Genomic DNA, 17,859 nt, shown 5'->3' on the forward strand with positions numbered 1-17,859 from the left:
ACTCCCAATCCTTAATCTTGTTTATTCTGCGATCTAAAGAAATCAAACGTTAGGAAAATTGATGTGGCATTTCTATTATTTGTTGCAATTATAGCATGGTGCAAACTATAATAAAATTACTAATAAAATATACGTTCTATATCGAAAAAGTATAGTAAGAGGTATGTAAAATGGATATTCGGGATATGAAGAACTTTTATGCCATTGTTGAGGAGGGGAATATTAGCAATGCTGCGAAGCGTCTTAATATAGCGCAGCCGCCCCTTAGTAAGCAGATGAAGCAATTAGAAGATGATCTTGGAGTTCAATTGTTTGAGCGCGGCAGTCGTAGAATCAGATTGACCGAAGCTGGTCAGTTATTACGGGAGCGGGTAGAACAAATCTTAGGATTAGTCGATGGTACAGTTAAAGAAATTACTGAATTGAACTCAGGTTTAGTCGGTACACTTTCTATAGGAACGGTTACCACATCTGGGGCAACATTGCTGCCAAACTTACTTCACCAATTTCATAATGTATATCCTCATGTTACATTCCAACTATGGGAAGGGGACGGCAGTCGGATTTTAGAGTTATTGAATAATCGAGTCATTGAGATTGGTATTATACGAGCCCCTTTTGATTCGGAAATTTACGAATCAATTACTCTACCCGATGAGCCGCTAGTAATTGCGATGCGAAAGGATGGAAGCCTTTGTGGCGATGATCCTGTCAATGTTCGGCTGATTGAACTTGCTAACCAGCCGTTGATTGTTCCATTAAGGTGGAAAGCCATGTTCGTAGAATGGTGCGAGAAGGTCGGGTTTACGCCAAACATCGTATGTATTAGTGATGGGATTTTACTCAATATAATATGGACAAAATTGGGGATTGGTATGGCCTTAGTTCCGAAGTCTACCGAGGGACTTATTTCTGATTCAGAATTGACTTACAAAACAATTGTGGAGCCTGCCGTATCAACGCAAACGGTAATTGTCTGGGCGAGAAATCACAAATTGTCTGCTAGTAGTAAGCATTTTTTGGATTTGTTAAAAGATATGATTCTTAAGTAAAATAGTGCAAGCTTATTGGAAGACAAAGAGAAAATTCCTTATTCAATGTGAGTGATGATGACCTTCGCTCAAATGGTCAGACAGGAATTCGAAATTGACGTGCAAGGAGGAGGACAATGTGGTAGCAAGTGCGTCGTCAAGTAATGATGTAAATGTAGTTACTCCGTGCCTAAAAGTAGTGGATAGAATCGATCATCTTGTTTTGACGGTTGTTGATATCGAAAAAGCAATAGAATTTTACTCGACGGTCTTGGGAATGGATGTTGTCAGATTTGGCAGTGGACGAGTTGCGTTGTCTTTTGGCAATCAAAAGATTAATCTTCATCAGGTGGGAAAAGAATTTGAACCCAAAGCGAAAGTACCTATGCCAGGTTCAGCAGATCTGTGCTTTATTACAAATATCCTGCTGGAGGATGTCATAAAACACCTTAAAGCTAATAGTATTGGGATTGAAGACGGCCCTGTTATGAGAACAGGAGCTCTTGGTTCTATAAAATCAGTTTATATAAGGGATCCTGATAAAAACCTTATAGAGATTTCAAATTATCAAAAGTAGAAATTAAAATGCTACCCTCGCGGTTTATGCCGTGGAGTATTTTATATTGAACATGGAACTGTTATATTTGCGGATTTTTCTGGTCAGCCACCTAAAACAATATTTTTAATCATTGGAATAGATAAAAATAAAAGCGAAAGGAAGCCTGATGATTCTATCATCAGGCTTCCTTTTCAATTTGTGGAGCAGAGGTTAAGTGCAGGAGGCTCGTAAGCAATGTAAGAGTGTAGCCGGCGATTTCCGCGAAATGATCAACAAAATCAATTTGTGTTTGCAAAATGATCCGTAAAATGAGCATGCATTCCTTTGAAAGTATGAATGAAGGCTTCAAGGGGAGTTAGATTATAGGTTGCGGTCGAAAAAGTGGCGGTGGTAGCGGCGGTACCGGTTGTAACATCATAGACAGTTTGCGTTAATGTGATGTAGTAGGTGTTCTTTTCTTGTTTTACACGCATGGCGCTTACGTCGGAGACAATGGCCCACCGGCATCCGGAGGCGCTGGCTGCCTCCCGCCAGTCAGTTTGGGCATTAGCTGTAACATAGTCCGGTAATGTCTGCTGGTATTCATCCTGCAATGCCTCCTGCATGTATAAAAAATCTTCCATCAGGTCGGCTGGGAGGTTATTGCCGAGTGGGGTAATATAGACGCGCCCGAGATTTTTTTGCTTGCCGACGGACGGGACGGGTAGCTGCATTCCGGCCGCAACAGCCAGGCGGCGTTTGTCATAGTAGTTTTTTATTGCGCAATCAATGTAGCCAATTAATTGATGCGCGTCGCTCACCGTGTCGGGCGGCTGCCAGTTAATTTCCCGGCCAAACTGCCGGTAGCCGCCAACCAGGGTTTGCAGGATGCCGGTTATCATATCGCCGGAGTTGACAATGCGCGTTAGATGGAGAGTGGGGCTGAATTTAGCGGCAAAGGCGTCGTTGCCTACGGCGGGTGCGCCGAAGGTAATGACTTCCAACTGCTCCGGGCTGATGCCGGCGCTAAGTAGTCTAGCGCCGGCCAAGGTGGCGGCTGCGCCGCCGAGACTATGGCCGGTTATGTACAATTTGCGGGTTTTATCAGCTGGGAGCAAGTCGGGAAGCGAGAGACTAGCCTGCCGGGGATTGCGTAAGACAGCTGATAGGCCGGCTTGTACAAATTGATTAAATCCTCTGTGCACCTTAGGTTCGGTACCGAGAACATCTTTTTTAGCAGCATTGGCTGCGAATTCTTCTTCATTGCTGCCGGCGAAATATATTTTATCAAATTTGAGGTCGGTTTCAATATCCTTATCATTTTCCGTGCCGACAATGGACACCAGATAATAGGGGACATCTTTTTTTTGAGCAATCAGGTAGCGGGCGCCGGTATGGCCCTGGGACTGGACGTAATGATCGATTTGCCAGCCGTCCTGTTCCAGATAGCGATTGACCAGCTCGCCGATACGGCCATTATAGGCCGCTGCGCTGGCAGCCGCAGTCAAATAGAGGATATAGGCTTCTTCATAGTCTTCTTTCGCCCCGGCATGGCCTGGGGCCGGATGATAGGCCAGCAGGCAAATGACAAGGCAGAACAGCAATAAGCGTTTCAATTCCTGGCACCTCCGCAGTTCATTCGTACCGCCTACGGCGGCAGGCGCTGGTCTGCCGTAAAGCAGATAGCTCTCTTAAGCGTTCTACCAACTGATTGGTTAGGCAGAGGATGCATTCCGTTGGTCCGGTTTGTTGCAATTGGGCCAATTCCCGGATTAAGCAGTCTGTTCTTGCCAGCAGTTGTTCTTTTTCAGCGTAGTATCGTTGTTGTTCCGTAGTCATTCGCTTGCTTTCCTTTATACAGTAGTTGTTAGATATACAGTCGTTGTTAGACGGTGTTTTTCGTGTTAGGCATGGTACCGACAGTCGGTCTGGGATCTCTTCATCGTCAAGCTCATAGTCAATCAAGTCATGATATAATTTCCAAAAGGCATAAGAGACATAAAAGGCGCTGACGATGAAGAGAGTGCCCAAAATAAAAACTGCTTCCGGTGCAAGCAACACAAAAATTTTTAGGGCATCCAACCATTCCACGCAGTGGCTCCTCCTTTATTTTCTCGGATATTGGTCTTACAGATTCCGGCATGCAGGCAGCCTGGAAGGGCTGTTCCACGCACCGGTATTGCTATTGTAGGTCACTAGCGGCGGACCAGGTGTCGTTGCTCTGGTTGCCGGTAACGACGGCTAGAGTGGTGTGGCAGTTGAAGTCGGCGTATGGCGGTGATGGGTCCTGCTGAGCAGGCGAAAAGATAGAAAAATACAAAAAAATAGTAAAACTTTTCTATACCTATTTATGGCCTCCCAATTGGTGGCGTGATATCGGGGAGGTTTTCATAGGATGGCGTGGACTTATACCAAACCGCATACATGACCGGTAAAACTATGAGGGTCAAAATAGTGGCAACAAAGAGCCCGCCGGCGATAGCGACGGCCATGGGTCCCCAGAAAATGCTGGATACTAACGGAAGCATGCCCAGGATCGCCGCTGCAGCAGTGAGCATGATGGGACGAAAGCGGCTGACGGTTGCATTGATGATCGCATCCCATAACGGTTCGCCGGCGTCGATATGCCGGTCAATCTGATCAATCAGTATAACCGAGTTTCGGATGATAATTCCGGCGAGTGCCAAAATGCCCAGTTGCACGACAAAGCCCATCGGGCGTCCGGTCAGTAAGAGCGCCGGGGTTACGCCGATCATTCCCAGCGGTGCTGTCAAGAGGGTCATGAGCATCTTGGGAATGTTGTGTAACTGAAACATCAGCAGGGTAATGATGATGACGACCATGGCCGGTACAGGTTGAAGCAGCCAGCGTATAGCATTTTCACTGGTTTCGGCGGAACCGCCGATTTTGATGCTGTAGCCTGACGGCAGGGAAGTGCGAAGCTCTTGTAAGCGTTCATAAGCACCTATCGCCGCATCTTCTCCCAGGACACCTTCCGCAGTGTCGGCCTGAACAGTAATCATCGTTTTTAAATCACGCCGCCAGATCATGCCTTCTTCAGCCTCATAACGGATTTTGGCGATCTGATCCAGCGGTACAAAGCGGCCGCCGCCGATGTGAATATTAAGATCCTTGAGGCGGGAAAGGTCCTGGCGGCTTTCCGGGTCTACGCGGAACACAATACCGACCGTTTTATCCTTTTCCCGGAATTCCCCGACACCCACGCCGGACAACAGCGCCTGAAGGCTGGCTGACAACGCCTGATTATCTATGCCCAGAGCACGGGCCTTGGCCTGATCTATGTCCAGGCGCAGAACTTTGCTTTTTTCATTCCAGTCCAGGCTGATATCGGTAAGGTTGGGGTCAGAAGCGAGGATATTCCTAGCTTTCCCGGCAATGTTCCGGACTTTGTCGTGATTTGGGCCACTGATCCGGAGCATAACCGGATAAGGGTCGGTCGTGCCGGACTGAATAATCTTGGTGTGCCCGCGCACGCTGGTAAATTCCGTGGCAAAGAGGGATTGGACTTTTTTCTGCAGCTCTAGGCGGGATGCTAAATCTTTTGCGACAAAAACAAATTGGGCAAAATTTGAATTCTCAACAGCTGGGTCAGCTGTCAGCACAAAACGCGGTGCTCCGCCTCCCAGATAATAGGTATAGCTGGCAATTCTATCATCTTCGGCAAACCGATTGGCGAATTTCGCGGCTTCCTGTTCGATTGCCTGCGGGGAGGCGCCTTCCGGTAGCTGCAATTCCACGATGAGTTCGGGACGGGTGGCAGCCGGGAAGAATTCCTGTTTAAGTAGTCCCATGAGGAGGAGCGAGCCGACAAAGCAGAGGACGGTGGCTGCCAATACCTGACGACGATGGGACAGACACCAGCTCAGCAGACGTTTAAACAGGCGGTAAAAGGATTTATTGTACACATCCTGTTCTGCCGCGTGATCGGCAGGGGTAACCTTAAGCAACCGATACCCAAATAGGGGAGCGGCCATAACGGAGACCACCCAGGATATCAGGAGGGCGATGGTGATGACCGAGAAAATGCTGCCGACAAATTCGGAGGCGCTTCCCTTGGAAAAACCGACTGGAATGAATCCGGCGCAGGTGATAAGAGTGCCAGTCAGCATGGGAAAGGCGGTTGCTGTATAAGCGTGGCAGGCGGCATCAAACCGGCTCCAGCCCTGTTCCAGCTTCACGATCATCATTTCAATGGCAATAATGGCGTCATCCACCAAAAGGCCCAGGGCGATAATCAGCGCCCCCAGAGAGACTTTGTGCAAGGCAATGCCCAGCATGTCCATGATAATGAATACGCCGGTAATAACCAGCGGGATGCAGAGTGCCACAATGAAGCCGGAACGAAGGCCCAGACTGACAAAACTAACCAGAAGGACAATGCCTATCGCCTCCGCCAGCGTTTTGACGAATTCGTTGATGGCTTCTTTAACAACGGTGGGCTGATTGGTAACCGTATGTAGCTCCAGTCCGAGCGGCAGATTCTCTTTGATTTGAGCCGTGCTTTGTTCCAGGGATTTTCCCAGGGCAAGAACGTTACCTCCTTTTTCCATGGAAAGTGCCAAACCGATAGCTGGCTGTCCGTTGTAAAACATTTTCGGCGCCGGTGGGTCAATGTACTTGCGTTCAATTTTGGCGATATCACCAAGACGGAAGGTGCGTTCATTGGAACGCAGCGGTAGATTTTTCAAATCATCGATATTTTCGAACATACCGGAGACACGCAGATAAACGTTATCGGAAGCGGTTTCGATCATGCCAGACGCCGCCATGGCGTTTTGCGCCGTCACGGCACTGGTAATGTCGGATGGGGCAAGCCCCAATTGCGACAATTTGGCGGATTCGATCTCAATATAAATCTTCTCCGCCTGTACGCCAAGCAGATCCACTTTTTTTATACTGGGTACTGTCAGTAAGGTTCGGCGGATGGTTTCTGCCTGTTCCCGCAGGTCTTCATAGCTGTAGCCGTCACCGGTTAGGGCGTAGATGCAGCCGAACACATCATCAAACTGGTCATTGAAGTAAGGACCGTCGACGCCCTGCGGTAGGGTGGTCTTGATGTCATTGACCATATTGCGCACTTCCAGCCAGATGGGCCGTACCTTGTCCGCGGTAACCGTATCTTCTTTCAGGGTTACATATATTACGGATTGTCCAGGCAACGAATAGCTTTTCAGGTAATCCAGCCCCGGTGTATCCTGTAATTTTTTTTCAATTTTATCGGTTACCTGTTCCTCTATCTGGCGGGCGGTTGCGCCAGGCCACGCCACCGATACGACCATCTGGCGGATGGTAAAGTCCGGGTCTTCCATCCGACCGAGATTCTGATAGGCGAACAGTCCTCCAAGGAAAATGACAGTGAGGAAATAATAAATCAGTTGTTTGTGGTTGAGGCTCCATTCGGTCAAATTAAAGGATTTCATGATTGGCCACCCTCCGGTAACCGGACCTGCTGCCCTTCACGGAGTTTGTGCACGCCGGCCGTGACAATGATTTCACCGGCAACCAGGCCCCTCACCTGTGCCTGGTTGTTGTCAAGGCTGACAATTTGAATTGGACGTAAACGGACGGTAGAATCAGTCACCACCCAAACGCCGGGTGTATCGTTGGTTTGATAGATGACAGATAGGGGAATGGCAATCAGATGGACGTTTTGATCGCTGGCACTGTTCAAAGACACGGCAGCCGTCATGCCGAGTTTAACTTCCGGCGGCGGGTTCAGCAAGCTGACACGCACTTGGTAAGTTCGGGTGGTCGAAGCGGCCATGGGTGCGATTTCACGCACTTTGCCACTAACTTTTACATTGGGGAGCGCCCAGAAAGACACCGTGAGCTGCGAAGCTTTACTCAATTCTTCAATGCGGTTTTCCGGCACACTGATTTCCATTTCGCGCTCACCATTCTGGACGATGGTTACTACCGTTTGGCCGGCGCTAACTACTTGCCCGGTCTCCGTGTTGATGCCGGCAATGACACCGGAGACATCTGCACGGAGCAGGCTATAATCCAATTGGTTGGAACTTTGCCCGTATTGGGCGGATGCCTGCCGCACGGCAGCCTGAGCCAGTTCATACGCATTTTCGTACTGATCCAACTGAGCCTGGCTGATGGCGTTCTCGGCGTACAATTGCCGGTAGCGCTGCAAGTTGCTTTCCGCCAGCTTTAGCTGGGATTCGGCGGAGTAGACTTGCGCCGAACTGCTGTTAACCGTTTGTTTAAGATCTCTGGGATCAATTTGAAGCAAAACGTCGCCGGCATTGACAACACTGCCGAGCTGTACATTACGTTTAATGATTTTACCGGCCACCTGAAAGGCAAGCTGGCTTTCATAGCGCCCACGCACTTCCCCGGCATATGTATAACTCTTTGATCCCCCGGCAGCGCTGACTACAGCAGTGCGTACCATGGGGATCATTTCAACTGCGGCGGTTGGTTGGCTGTTAGCTTTCCAGAAAAGAATACTGGCAATGCATAAAGCGGCTGCTGCCAAAACGTAAGATAATTTCTTTTTGGGGATTGTTTTTAAGCAATTGAATGGCTTAAATAATTGCATGATGATATTACTCCTTTACTAATTTATACGGGCAATTAATTGAATTACGTTCAATTAATTGCCCGGAAAAAACCGCTCACCCCAAAAGCTGTTTGGATGGCGGAATTTTTTCCTTCATTATGTTTTAAACTTGCCCGGTTAGTATGATATGGATTGTTTTTTCTTGTGCGCCCAGCGCTTTTTCAATAAGAGCTTCTGCCATTCTCAAGCGATAAGACAAGATGTCAGCAGCTGTTTTTTCATAGAGTGCTTCGCTTAAAAAGTCCATGATCACCAAGATGTAATCCACAGTGGTCGGAGCATGGGATACGCAAAAATCCCGATTCATAGTTCCTTCTTCAATGATATTCAACAACCAAGGTGAGAGGGAGACGGCAAGTTGGCGAAACAATTTGTCTTTAATATGCAGGTTCTGGGTATCATATAGCATATTGAGCAGAAACCCGTCTTTATAACTGGTTTTACGTAACACGGCAGCTACCGTTAAGCCCATTTTTTCAGACGGGGAAATGGTGTTTAAAGAAGTTATCTCCTTGATTTCCGAAATAAGAGCAGAGGCATGGCGATCAAGCAAGGTTTCTAATACCTCTTCTTTTGACTTAAAGTAGTAATACAGCATTCCCTGGGCAACGCCCATTTTCTTAGCGATATCTTTGATGGTGGTTCCCTGGTAACTTTTAGTAAAGAACAGCTGATCGGCAGCATCTAAAATTTCGGTGATGCGAATTTGAGGATCTTGCGGAGTTCTGGCCATAATGCACCTCAATAAATTGAATTATGTTCAAATTATAAACCTTGTTGAAAAACTATGTCAAGGATTAATTTTCCATTTTGTTAGCAAATGATTACACGTGATTTCATTCTGACACTATTCACGCTTAGACATGTAGTATGGCGGGCGGATAATTAGGGAGATGTATATATAGCCACTCCCTTACATTCCTGCGGTCTGTCCTGAAAATCTTCAGTAGCAAAAATGCGAAGGCTTGCGACGATGAGCAACGGATTGTTTATTTTTTTTTGCGCTCAGAACGAGGAAAAACTATTGCCATTTTAGGATTTGGCTGAAGCTTTTAAATAATAAATACAAACAAGACGTTATGACATTAAATTAGTCATAACGTCTTGCTTATACCAAAATGCTTGAGCTTACGCCAAAGAGTAGAGCGACTTATGCCAAGGATTTTTGCTGCTGCTGCATATTTTCCTTTCGTCAGGGCGAGAGCTTTTTTGATTTCCTCTAACTCATTAGGTAGTATATCAGCATGGTCATCCTTATTGTCTTGTTGATCCCCAAGTAATCGGTTAATGATGGTTGCATCAATCGTTTCAATTTTATGTACGGCGATGACTCGTTCAATTATATTTTGCAATTCACGTATGTTGCCAGGCCACGTATATTCAGTAAGCGCTTTTATGGCGGAGGGAGCAAGTTTTAAGTGATGTTTAATAATACCTTGATGTTCCTTTAAGAAGAATTGAGCTAGTAATTTAATATCTTCTTTTCGATTCCGCAAGGGAGGAATTCTAAGTTGTAAAACATTGAGGCGATAATATAAATCCGCTCTAAATTTATTTTCATTTACGAGATTTTTCAGGTTTTTATTCGTGGCAGCAATAACGCGAACGTCAATTGGAATGACACGGTCACTGCCGAGTCTCATCACTTTTTTCTCTTGTACAATACGTAGTAGCTTACTTTGTGTCACATACTCCATCTCGGCAATTTCATCGAGAAAAATGGTACCACCATGGGCGACTTCGAATAATCCAGGTTTTCCTTTTGGATTAGCACCAGTAAAAGCTCCTCCTACATAGCCAAATAATTCACTCTCCAGTATTTGACTAGGGAGGGCAGCGCAGTTAATAGCGACAAAGGGACCTTGGTGACGTTCACTGTAATTGTGAATACTTTGGGCAAATACCTCTTTGCCCGTACCTGTTTCACCAATAATTAAAATAGAGGAATGAGTTAAGGCGAAATCCTTCGCCATTTCAATGGTTGATATTAGTTCTGTACTTGTACTCTCAATATTTTTGAAAGAATAATTTGCAATATGCCCGAAGTCATAAATGCGACGTCTTACCCGAGCTTCCATTTGTTGAATTTGAGCTACATCTTGAAATGTGACAACAGCGCCTACCGTAGTATTGTTGACGACAATGGCGATTTTGTTGCAAAGAACGTCAACCTCATTAATTTTGAGAATGTGTGCTAAATCATCTTTTCCCATATGCATAACTTGCTTCAGGTTAAGTTCAGGCCAAACCTTAGCAATGTTCTTACCCGTAGCCTTACTGCTGCTAATGCCTGTAATCTGCTCTGCAATGGGGTTGAAAAAAGTGATACGATACTGACTGTCAACAGAGATGATCCCTTCATAGGCATAATTCAGGACTGCCCGGAATAGGCTGGTCTTTTCTTTTTCTAAATTACGTGCATGGGCAATTCGTTTTGCTTCTTGTGCTGCCTGTAGGATTCCTTCCGCACCACTTCCAATTAATTCGAAAGGGTAGCCCTGTTTTTGGGCGATCTGTTTTGTAATAAATCCGCCAATAACGACGTTCACACCATCTTGGAAAGCCTGAGATACTTGGGTCTCTGCCTCTTCTTCAGCATCAATCGGATAAAGCCGAATGTCTACTCCCAGGATAGGGCTCAAACAATCGGTTTCTTGGAGTAAAGAAGAAAAGGTAACAGCTCCGATAGTGTGGCCGTGTAACTTAGCTTTCTCAACGGTACGAATAATATCAAACCCTGTTATGGGAATTTCGACAACCGTAACTTCCAGCCCTGAATTTCTGATGGCAGTAGCAGTACCGCCGCGAGAGATGATAATCTCGGTGCCTTTGGAACAAAGAGCAGTGGCAATAGCAACGCCCTCGTGGAGTAATCCTTTCACGATATGTATATCGTTATGATGAGCCTTAAATAATTGGCGAGCACTTTCAAACAAGCTCATGTCTGGAGCGATAAATGCGATAAGGGACATAATTTGCCTCCTGTGAAACGAGATGCAACATTTTTCTCCTATTATAAAAGGTTAATGGCTCACTTGCAACAAGATGAAGTGAGGTGATTATAGTATTAAGATACATAAATTGCTTATCTTAATAGAAAGTTAGTGTTGCAAAGAAAACCCAATGAAACAAAATGAGACGAATGTCGTAGTTTGAAACGTTTTTGAGATGCATTTTTCCAGCAGATGTTGCTAAATAGCACCATTGCTTGAAAGAATCCGATGTGGCACGACTTTTGCATTAGTTATGGAAAAAGCTTATCGATATAAACTAAACATGGAGGATTATTATGCACGCAATTGAAAAACTTCTAGCGAAAAAGGCGGGAAAAGAATCTGTTTCAACAGGCGAAATTGTAAACTGTAGTGTCGACCTTGCTGGTATCAATGATTTATATCTACAAACAGTACGTTCATTTTTTGAGATGGGTGGCAAAAAAGTGTATGACCCAAGTAAAATTATCATGTTTTTTGACCATTACTCGCCGCCGTCTACTATCGTACAAGCGGACAATCAAAAACAGTTTCGTGAATTTTGCTGGGATCAGGGTATTGATTTATTAATGGATATTGATCAAGGAGTATGTCATCAGGTTTTGGCGGATAAGGGCCTAGTGTATCCCGGAGAGATTGTTGTAGTAACAGACTCCCATACGACAACTCACGGTTCTTTTGGTGCTTTTGGAACAGGGGTGGGGGCTACTGATTTGGCTATTATTATGCTTACTGGGAAGCTTTGGTTTAGAGTCCCTGAAATCATTCGCATCAATCTTGAAGGGACAGTGCCTAAAGGAGTCTACGCTAAAGATATTATCTTGCATGTAATTGGTGAACTAGGAGCTGATTATGGAGTATACAAGGCAGTAGAATTTACAGGGTCTGTACTTTCACAGTTAAGCATTTCCGAACGGATGGCTTTGTGTAACATGTCTACAGAGATGGGGGCCAAAACAAGCTATATTCAGCCGGATGAAATAACCATGGAATATTTGAAAGCAAAAGTGACAGGCAATTACGAAATTTACACGACGGATACAGGGTATCAGTATGCCGCGGATCATACCTTTAATGTATCGAGTCTAAAACCACAATTAGCAGCGCCTTTCAGTGTTGATAATGTAGCAGATATAACGGATTTTATTGATAGAAAGGTAGATCAAGCGTATTTAGGATCATGTACTGGTGGACGTGTACCAGATTTGGCGGTAGCTGCTAAAATTTTAGCTGGCAAAAAGATTCATCCACGCACTCGTTTCGTTGTTGTTCCAGCATCCAAGGGAGTTTTTCTGGAAGCTATGAAACTGGGCTATATTCAGACTCTTGTTGAAGCAGGTGCTACTTTCGTCACTCCTGGCTGTGCCTGTTGTTTAGGTACTCATGAAGGTATGATTGCTGCAGGTGAAACCTGCATTACCTCTACGAATCGAAATTTTCCAGGGCGGATGGGCCACACAAAAGGAGAAATCTTTCTCGGATCACCAGCCGCAGTAGCCGCAGCTGCATTAGAAGGTAAAATTGTTGATCCGTCCCAATATATTGATTAAGGAGTGTTATATGATGGAAACAGTAGTTAAAGGTAAAGCTTTTGTCTTTGGTAAGAATGTTGATACAGATCAAATATATCCAGGGCGTTTCGTAGAATTGACAGATGTACAAGATGTGGCAAAGCATGCGATGGAGGGAGCAGATCCTAATCTAGTTAAGGAATTTAAGCAAGGTGATATCATTGTGGCTGGCACAAATTTTGGTTGTGGATCAAGTCGTGAACATGCTGCAATTACATTAAAAGCAATCGGTGTCGGCGTTATTCTGGCGGAATCTTTTGGGCGGATTTTTTATCGAAATATAATTAACTTAGGGATACCAGTATTGGTTTGTCCTGAGATCAGTAGCATGGTTAAAAAAGGCGATAATGTATCAATTGATATAAAGTCTGGACAGATTAGGAATGAAACGACAGGTCTCACAGTAAAAGCCCAGCCCATGTCTGAATATGTAATGGACATCATTAACAGTGGTGGTATAAAGCCTCTGATCAGAAAACAAATGGAAAATCAGAGCTGAGAGGTTTGCTGAAAGTTCGGAGTGAGTAGAGTAACATCTCTTTTGATTTTTTTAATAGTATTTTTCGAAATCAAATGGTATAAGGTACTATTTAGGCAAGGGAATAGTACAATCTCTGAGCGCAAGCAGATGACGCTGGAGCATGGAAAGAAGGGGAAAGGTCCTGTAAAGTAGAGCTTTGCAGGACCTTTTTGCTTATGTTTTTTTGCATGATCGGCGTTATCTAAAGAATAGCCTTTAGAAACTATATAGTAGTGTAACTGACTTCTGGAGTGTAGACAATAAATATTGACATAATTTTCTAATCGCTGTATAATTTTAACAATTATATAGATATAGTGTATCGTAGATAAGAGCGCATGGGTCTGAAGGTTTTCGAACCTGCAATTACCAAATTGACGCTTAAAAAGTGAGGCGTGTGTCTTGCTTTTTTTATTACTATTAAAAAATGTATTCATAGATAAAACATATAGAGAATGTATTTTAGATTTAGTTAATGGCAGAGATTGCCTTCACAGCTAAACATACTTAGTTTAAATGTAATATTAGGTTGATGAAAATGCTTTTGAAATGGAAGGAAGAAAAATGCCAGAAATTGATTTTACCATGATTATGTTTAATTCTTTTCCAGAAGCTATGGTGTTAGCATGGTTAAGTTTGTCGCTTCTGGGGATGAGGCCTAGCTTTCGCCAAATTCTGTTGATTGGAGGAGGGCAGACTCTAGTTGTAATGTTTCTTTTTTTGGTTCTCGGAAAGTGGACGTCTATTCCCTTCGGCGTACATACGGTAATACAGGTGGTGACTCTTTCGTTACTAATGTATGCTATAATGCGAATTCCATATAAAAGTAGTTGCTTAGCTGCTTTGCTAGGAATTAGTATTTTTAGCTGTATTGAATCTTGGGTGATGCCTTTATACATTTTTGTAACAGGACATTCTGTTACCGCTTTTTCAAATAACTGGTGGTTACGGATGCCTTATTTCATTTTGCAAATGTTAATTGACATAGTGGTTATTTTTCTGATACGTTGGTTTAATTTTGGGCTGCCAGAGGGAGTGGACGCTGGACGCAACAAGAAGTTACTTTGGCTAGCGGCTCTATTACTTACACAGTCGTTATTAATAAACTTTTTTTGTTGGCGATATTATCTTGCTTACACGGATTATTTCCAAGCTCCTATACATTTATATTTTATCTTGATAAATGCAATAGTACCGCTCATAACTATGATTATTATCAGGCAATTCATGGCCTTCATTCGTCGGGAGGCGGAGAATAAAGCACAACTTGGCACACTCGGCCATGTTGAGGAACTACTGAATACGATGCGGGGACAGCGCCACGATTTTAGTCACGAATTACAGGTGATATACGGTTTGCTGGAAGTGCAGGAATACCAAGAGGCCAGAAGCTATTTAAAAAAGAGTGTGGAGGAAGTTGCGGCTACTTCTGAATTGGTGAAGACCGACAATCTAGGTGTTACGGCACTATTGTATACTAAGACTGGTTTGGCAGAAGCTCGAAAGATCAATTTGCATATTACAGTGGAAACCAGTTTGCAGAATTCTCCCTTGGAAGCGAGAGATATCAATCTGATTTTAGGAAATCTGATTGATAATGCCCTGGAGGCAGCAGACAAATTACCTGTGCCGGAAAGACGGGTAGAGGTTATTATTGGGCAAGGTTTGGATGGTTATGTGTTGGAAGTGAAAAATTATGGACCGCTTATTCCGTCCCCTATGGTAGCTAGTATATTTATGCCAGGGTTTTCAACGAAAGGGGAGGGGAGAGGTATGGGGCTTTATAATGTCCAAAAAATTGTTAATAAATATAGCGGCAATATCCACGTGATAAGCGATAACGAGGGCACATGCTTTCGGGTTGTGATCCCTCTAGGGCAATCTGGAAATCGCAGAATATAAAATAATAACATAGCTTCGAGGAGATGGTAAAAATGAGTGGATTAGGAAAAGTTGCTGTAGGTGTGGCGCGCTATCTAGAAGAGGAATTGCAACTTGATGCCAGAGATACTGCGGCCGTAAGGTTTGGATTAGAAACATTTTTAGGAACGATTATAAATATTGCGTTTATAATTGGAGTTGCATGGTGGTTAGGAATTGTACCTTATGTTCTATCCGCATTAGTCTCGTCAAGTATCCTGCGGCTTGTTTCGGGAGGGGCACATTGTTCTACTTATCTTCGGTGTCTACTACTTGGAACGATCATTATGGTATGTATTGGTAAGGCTGCTACTATACTGCTAGTACCACACACGCTGTTTTTCTTCGTACTTGCTTTTGTAGTCGCTGGAAGTGGTTATATCATACATAAATGGGTGCCTGCTGATACAGTGGCAAAACCAGTTACTTCGCCTGCAAAAAAAGCAAGATATAGAAAACTTTCTTACCTTTTTATTGCTGTTTGGGCAATTGCTTTGAGCGTACTAACGATTACCAGTGGTGAAGTTACTGCGTTAATCTTGGCAAGTGTAGGAGGGGTTGGTTGGCAAATCGTTAGCATTACTCCAACTGGATATCATTTTGTTGCCACGATAGAGACGCTAATTGACAAGCTAAATTGAATTTTAGACAATATCATAGCCTTTTTAGACAAGACTCCTTGTATTTAACAAAATTTAACTTTATGATAAATTTAATGGTTTAATACTTATATGAAAAGGAGGATTTAAATTGCAAAAATTAAAACTATACTTGTTGCGTTATGCAGCTACATCAATGCTTGCCGCTTCAACTCTATTTATTCTTCCAGCGTGCATGACTGGCATGTACCAACCGCAAGTTCCAGAGCATTTACAAGATCACGAATAATAATAGTAGGGCATAAAAGGTATTTCATATGTTAAAAGTCATTCTTGCCGAAGACGATCCAGCTATGCGGCTGATTTTAAAACGTGTCCTTGAGGGGATTAAAGGAATAGATCTTATCGGTGAAGCGGAAAACGGGCGGCAACTTGTGCAAATGGTGGAAGAATTGAATCCGGACATTGTATTTTTGGATATTGATATGCCAGAAGTGAATGGTATCGAAGCATCCAGAGAGATTTTTGATATTAATCCCAATATTTTTATCATATTTGCCACTGGTTTTAATTGCTATGCTCATGAGGCCTTTGAGGTCTATGCCTTTGATTATCTAATTAAGCCTTTCAACCTAGAACGGATTCGGCGAACGGTAGAACGAATTAAAGAATTGAAAATGGAAAGAGAACAAGTTGGCTTTTTGCAACAAGAAAGACCATTGCGCAGAGAAGAAAATTTTAAACTCAAAGTTCTATCCAATGATAAAAGTACATTTATTAACGTTCCCGATATTATTCTGATTACGCGCAATGAGCGAAAAACTATGATTTATGCTGTAGGAGATGTCGTTGTTCAATCTTATGATCCGCTTCAGAAAATGGAAGAAAGATTAGAGAAACATCGATTCTTTCGCTGTCACAAAGGGTTTATCATTAATCCAGATATGGTTTTAGAGCTTTCTCCCTGGGGAAATAAAACCTACTTAGTTAAGTTGGCTAATACAAAAGAAACTGCGCTGATGACCTTGGAACACGCTAAGGAATTTCAGCAACTATATTGTTTATAACAAAAAAATTAGAGTGGTCTCCTTGGTAGATAAGCGGTATGTTATACATTCTGCTTATCTACCAAGGAGATTTTTTGTTCCTGTGAAGAAGTTGTTTTTATTCTAATAGAATTTTTAATAATTGGCTGAAGAGGTGCCTTATAATTTCTAATATACATTTTGGCAGTTAGCAATAATAAATTTCCTAAATTTGACCTTAGTCGATTCTATGATCAAGAAAGTTATCTTTTCAGACAACATCTATGGAAAAACAGCCAGATCTTTGGTAAAAATAAGATGAAATAGTTATTGTGATGAAAAGAGGGGAGGGAATTGAAAATTGATGACTATATGTTCAAAAAAGAGAGGGTGGAGGTATATCCTTATCTACTGAAGCTCATATTCAAACCTATGGGAATGCAGCGAAATTGCTGTTTGGAATGTATTGGCTAATTATTAGACCGTTTAGTGGGTTAATTCGAATACTGATGCTTAAAGAAATTAGCAGACAGTCAATTATAGAAATGCGTAGAAAACAAATATAAGAAAGAGGTAAGATTATGTCTACTAGGATTGAGGAAATAAAAGATATCGTACTTGAAATTTTAGAAGTGATTTTCAACGAAATGGGAGGAGAGAGGTATGGGGCTGCTTTATGCTTCCAAGAAGTTGTTAATAAATATAGCGGCAATATTCACGTAATAAGCGATGGCAAGGGTACATACTTTCGGGTTGTAATCCCTTTAGGGCAATCTGGCAACCGCGGGATATAGAACTTATCTTCTAAGGAAATAAAACCTACTTGGTTTAGTTGGCTGATTTTTAGGGCACCTAATGGATTCATTCGGATGTAATGATTAAAGATTAACAGACATTTAATTTTTAAAATGCGTAATTGGCAATAATGCAACCGAAATGAGGGAACGAAGTTGTTTAGCGAGTCAAAGAAGAAGAACGTAATGCGACTACTAAAAATGATGGGCAAATATATAAAGTTACATACTTATGAAATGTTGTTTATGTTAGTGAGTACAATATTAGCATTATAT

General features: G+C 43.2%; 15 protein-coding genes. 9 read left to right on the plus strand and 6 right to left on the minus strand.

All coding sequences use genetic code 11. The annotated features are described in order from the left end of the window. The first annotated feature begins 170 nt into the window (after positions 1 to 170). Both QSJ81_RS07545 and QSJ81_RS07550 read left to right on the plus strand, forming a co-directional pair. Positions 171 to 1,052, plus strand: a complete 882-nt coding sequence (locus QSJ81_RS07545; RefSeq protein WP_285716796.1) for a LysR family transcriptional regulator — start codon at positions 171 to 173, stop codon at positions 1,050 to 1,052. 118 nt (positions 1,053 to 1,170) lie between these two features. Beyond that, entirely contained in the window at positions 1,171 to 1,608 is a 438-nt protein-coding gene (locus QSJ81_RS07550; RefSeq protein WP_285716797.1) for a VOC family protein, read from the plus strand. A gap of 260 nt (positions 1,609 to 1,868) precedes the next feature. Here QSJ81_RS07550 and QSJ81_RS07555 read toward each other — a convergent pair whose 3' ends face one another. From QSJ81_RS07555 to QSJ81_RS07580, 6 genes are all read right to left on the minus strand, one after another. Beyond that, the gene (locus QSJ81_RS07555) at positions 1,869 to 3,185 is read right to left on the minus strand and encodes a lipase family protein (RefSeq protein WP_285716798.1); all 1,317 of its coding nucleotides are present in this window, start codon (positions 3,183 to 3,185) and stop codon (positions 1,869 to 1,871) included. Between the two features lie 19 nt (positions 3,186 to 3,204). Next, positions 3,205 to 3,660: a hypothetical protein gene (locus tag QSJ81_RS07560; RefSeq protein WP_285716799.1), complete on the minus strand. Its 456-nt coding sequence runs from the start codon at positions 3,658 to 3,660 to the stop codon at positions 3,205 to 3,207. Positions 3,661 to 3,917: 257 nt separating this feature from the next. Further along, positions 3,918 to 7,010: an efflux RND transporter permease subunit gene (locus QSJ81_RS07565; protein ID WP_285716800.1), complete on the minus strand. Its 3,093-nt coding sequence runs from the start codon at positions 7,008 to 7,010 to the stop codon at positions 3,918 to 3,920. Continuing rightward, on the minus strand, positions 7,007 to 8,140 hold the full coding sequence (locus QSJ81_RS07570) for an efflux RND transporter periplasmic adaptor subunit (RefSeq protein ID WP_285716801.1): 1,134 nt from the start codon (positions 8,138 to 8,140) through the stop codon (positions 7,007 to 7,009). Before QSJ81_RS07570 ends, QSJ81_RS07565 begins: the two co-directional genes overlap by 4 nt. Positions 8,141 to 8,264: 124 nt before the next feature. Continuing rightward, entirely contained in the window at positions 8,265 to 8,894 is a 630-nt protein-coding gene (locus tag QSJ81_RS07575) for a TetR/AcrR family transcriptional regulator (protein WP_285716802.1), read from the minus strand. A gap of 361 nt (positions 8,895 to 9,255) precedes the next feature. Next, positions 9,256 to 11,133: a sigma 54-interacting transcriptional regulator gene (locus QSJ81_RS07580; RefSeq protein ID WP_285716803.1), complete on the minus strand. Its 1,878-nt coding sequence runs from the start codon at positions 11,131 to 11,133 to the stop codon at positions 9,256 to 9,258. Between the two features lie 317 nt (positions 11,134 to 11,450). Between QSJ81_RS07580 and QSJ81_RS07585 the strand changes: the two genes are divergently transcribed. The 7 genes from QSJ81_RS07585 to QSJ81_RS07615 all read left to right on the plus strand — a co-directional run bounded on the left by QSJ81_RS07585 (position 11,451) and on the right by QSJ81_RS07615 (position 17,583). Then, positions 11,451 to 12,704 (plus strand): 3-isopropylmalate dehydratase large subunit, encoded by a 1,254-nt coding sequence (locus QSJ81_RS07585; RefSeq protein WP_285716804.1) that lies wholly within the window; start codon positions 11,451 to 11,453, stop codon positions 12,702 to 12,704. A gap of 10 nt (positions 12,705 to 12,714) precedes the next feature. Further along, a complete protein-coding gene (locus QSJ81_RS07590) occupies positions 12,715 to 13,224 on the plus strand; it encodes a 3-isopropylmalate dehydratase small subunit (RefSeq protein WP_285716805.1) in 510 nt (169 codons plus the stop codon). Between the two features lie 585 nt (positions 13,225 to 13,809). Continuing rightward, entirely contained in the window at positions 13,810 to 15,147 is a 1,338-nt protein-coding gene (locus QSJ81_RS07595; RefSeq protein ID WP_285716806.1) for a sensor histidine kinase, read from the plus strand. 32 nt (positions 15,148 to 15,179) lie between these two features. Continuing rightward, entirely contained in the window at positions 15,180 to 15,806 is a 627-nt protein-coding gene (locus tag QSJ81_RS07600; RefSeq protein WP_285716807.1) for an accessory gene regulator ArgB-like protein, read from the plus strand. Between the two features lie 109 nt (positions 15,807 to 15,915). Then, entirely contained in the window at positions 15,916 to 16,053 is a 138-nt protein-coding gene (locus QSJ81_RS07605) for a cyclic lactone autoinducer peptide (RefSeq protein ID WP_285716808.1), read from the plus strand. Between the two features lie 28 nt (positions 16,054 to 16,081). After that, positions 16,082 to 16,831 (plus strand): LytR/AlgR family response regulator transcription factor, encoded by a 750-nt coding sequence (locus tag QSJ81_RS07610; protein WP_285716809.1) that lies wholly within the window; start codon positions 16,082 to 16,084, stop codon positions 16,829 to 16,831. A gap of 539 nt (positions 16,832 to 17,370) precedes the next feature. Next, a complete protein-coding gene (locus tag QSJ81_RS07615) occupies positions 17,371 to 17,583 on the plus strand; it encodes an ATP-binding protein (RefSeq protein ID WP_285716810.1) in 213 nt (70 codons plus the stop codon). The last annotated feature ends 276 nt before the right edge of the window (positions 17,584 to 17,859 follow it).

This window comes from Pelosinus sp. IPA-1, assembly GCF_030269905.1.
Classification (GTDB): domain Bacteria; phylum Bacillota; class Negativicutes; order DSM-13327; family DSM-13327; genus Pelosinus.

Bases quoted from the DNA above. Each gene is read 5' to 3' on its own strand.
- QSJ81_RS07600 (WP_285716807.1), top strand. From the start codon at position 15,180: ATGAGTGGATTAGGAAAAGTTGCTGTAGGTGTGGCGCGCTATCTAGAA.
- QSJ81_RS07595 (WP_285716806.1), top strand. From the start codon at position 13,810: ATGCCAGAAATTGATTTTACCATGATTATGTTTAATTCTTTTCCAGAA.
- QSJ81_RS07570 (WP_285716801.1), bottom strand. From the start codon at position 8,140: ATGCAATTATTTAAGCCATTCAATTGCTTAAAAACAATCCCCAAAAAG.
- QSJ81_RS07590 (WP_285716805.1), top strand. From the start codon at position 12,715: ATGATGGAAACAGTAGTTAAAGGTAAAGCTTTTGTCTTTGGTAAGAAT.
- QSJ81_RS07565 (WP_285716800.1), bottom strand. From the start codon at position 7,010: ATGAAATCCTTTAATTTGACCGAATGGAGCCTCAACCACAAACAACTG.
- QSJ81_RS07580 (WP_285716803.1), bottom strand. From the start codon at position 11,133: ATGTCCCTTATCGCATTTATCGCTCCAGACATGAGCTTGTTTGAAAGT.
- QSJ81_RS07575 (WP_285716802.1), bottom strand. From the start codon at position 8,894: ATGGCCAGAACTCCGCAAGATCCTCAAATTCGCATCACCGAAATTTTA.
- QSJ81_RS07545 (WP_285716796.1), top strand. From the start codon at position 171: ATGGATATTCGGGATATGAAGAACTTTTATGCCATTGTTGAGGAGGGG.
- QSJ81_RS07585 (WP_285716804.1), top strand. From the start codon at position 11,451: ATGCACGCAATTGAAAAACTTCTAGCGAAAAAGGCGGGAAAAGAATCT.
- QSJ81_RS07615 (WP_285716810.1), top strand. From the start codon at position 17,371: ATGTCTACTAGGATTGAGGAAATAAAAGATATCGTACTTGAAATTTTA.
- QSJ81_RS07610 (WP_285716809.1), top strand. From the start codon at position 16,082: ATGTTAAAAGTCATTCTTGCCGAAGACGATCCAGCTATGCGGCTGATT.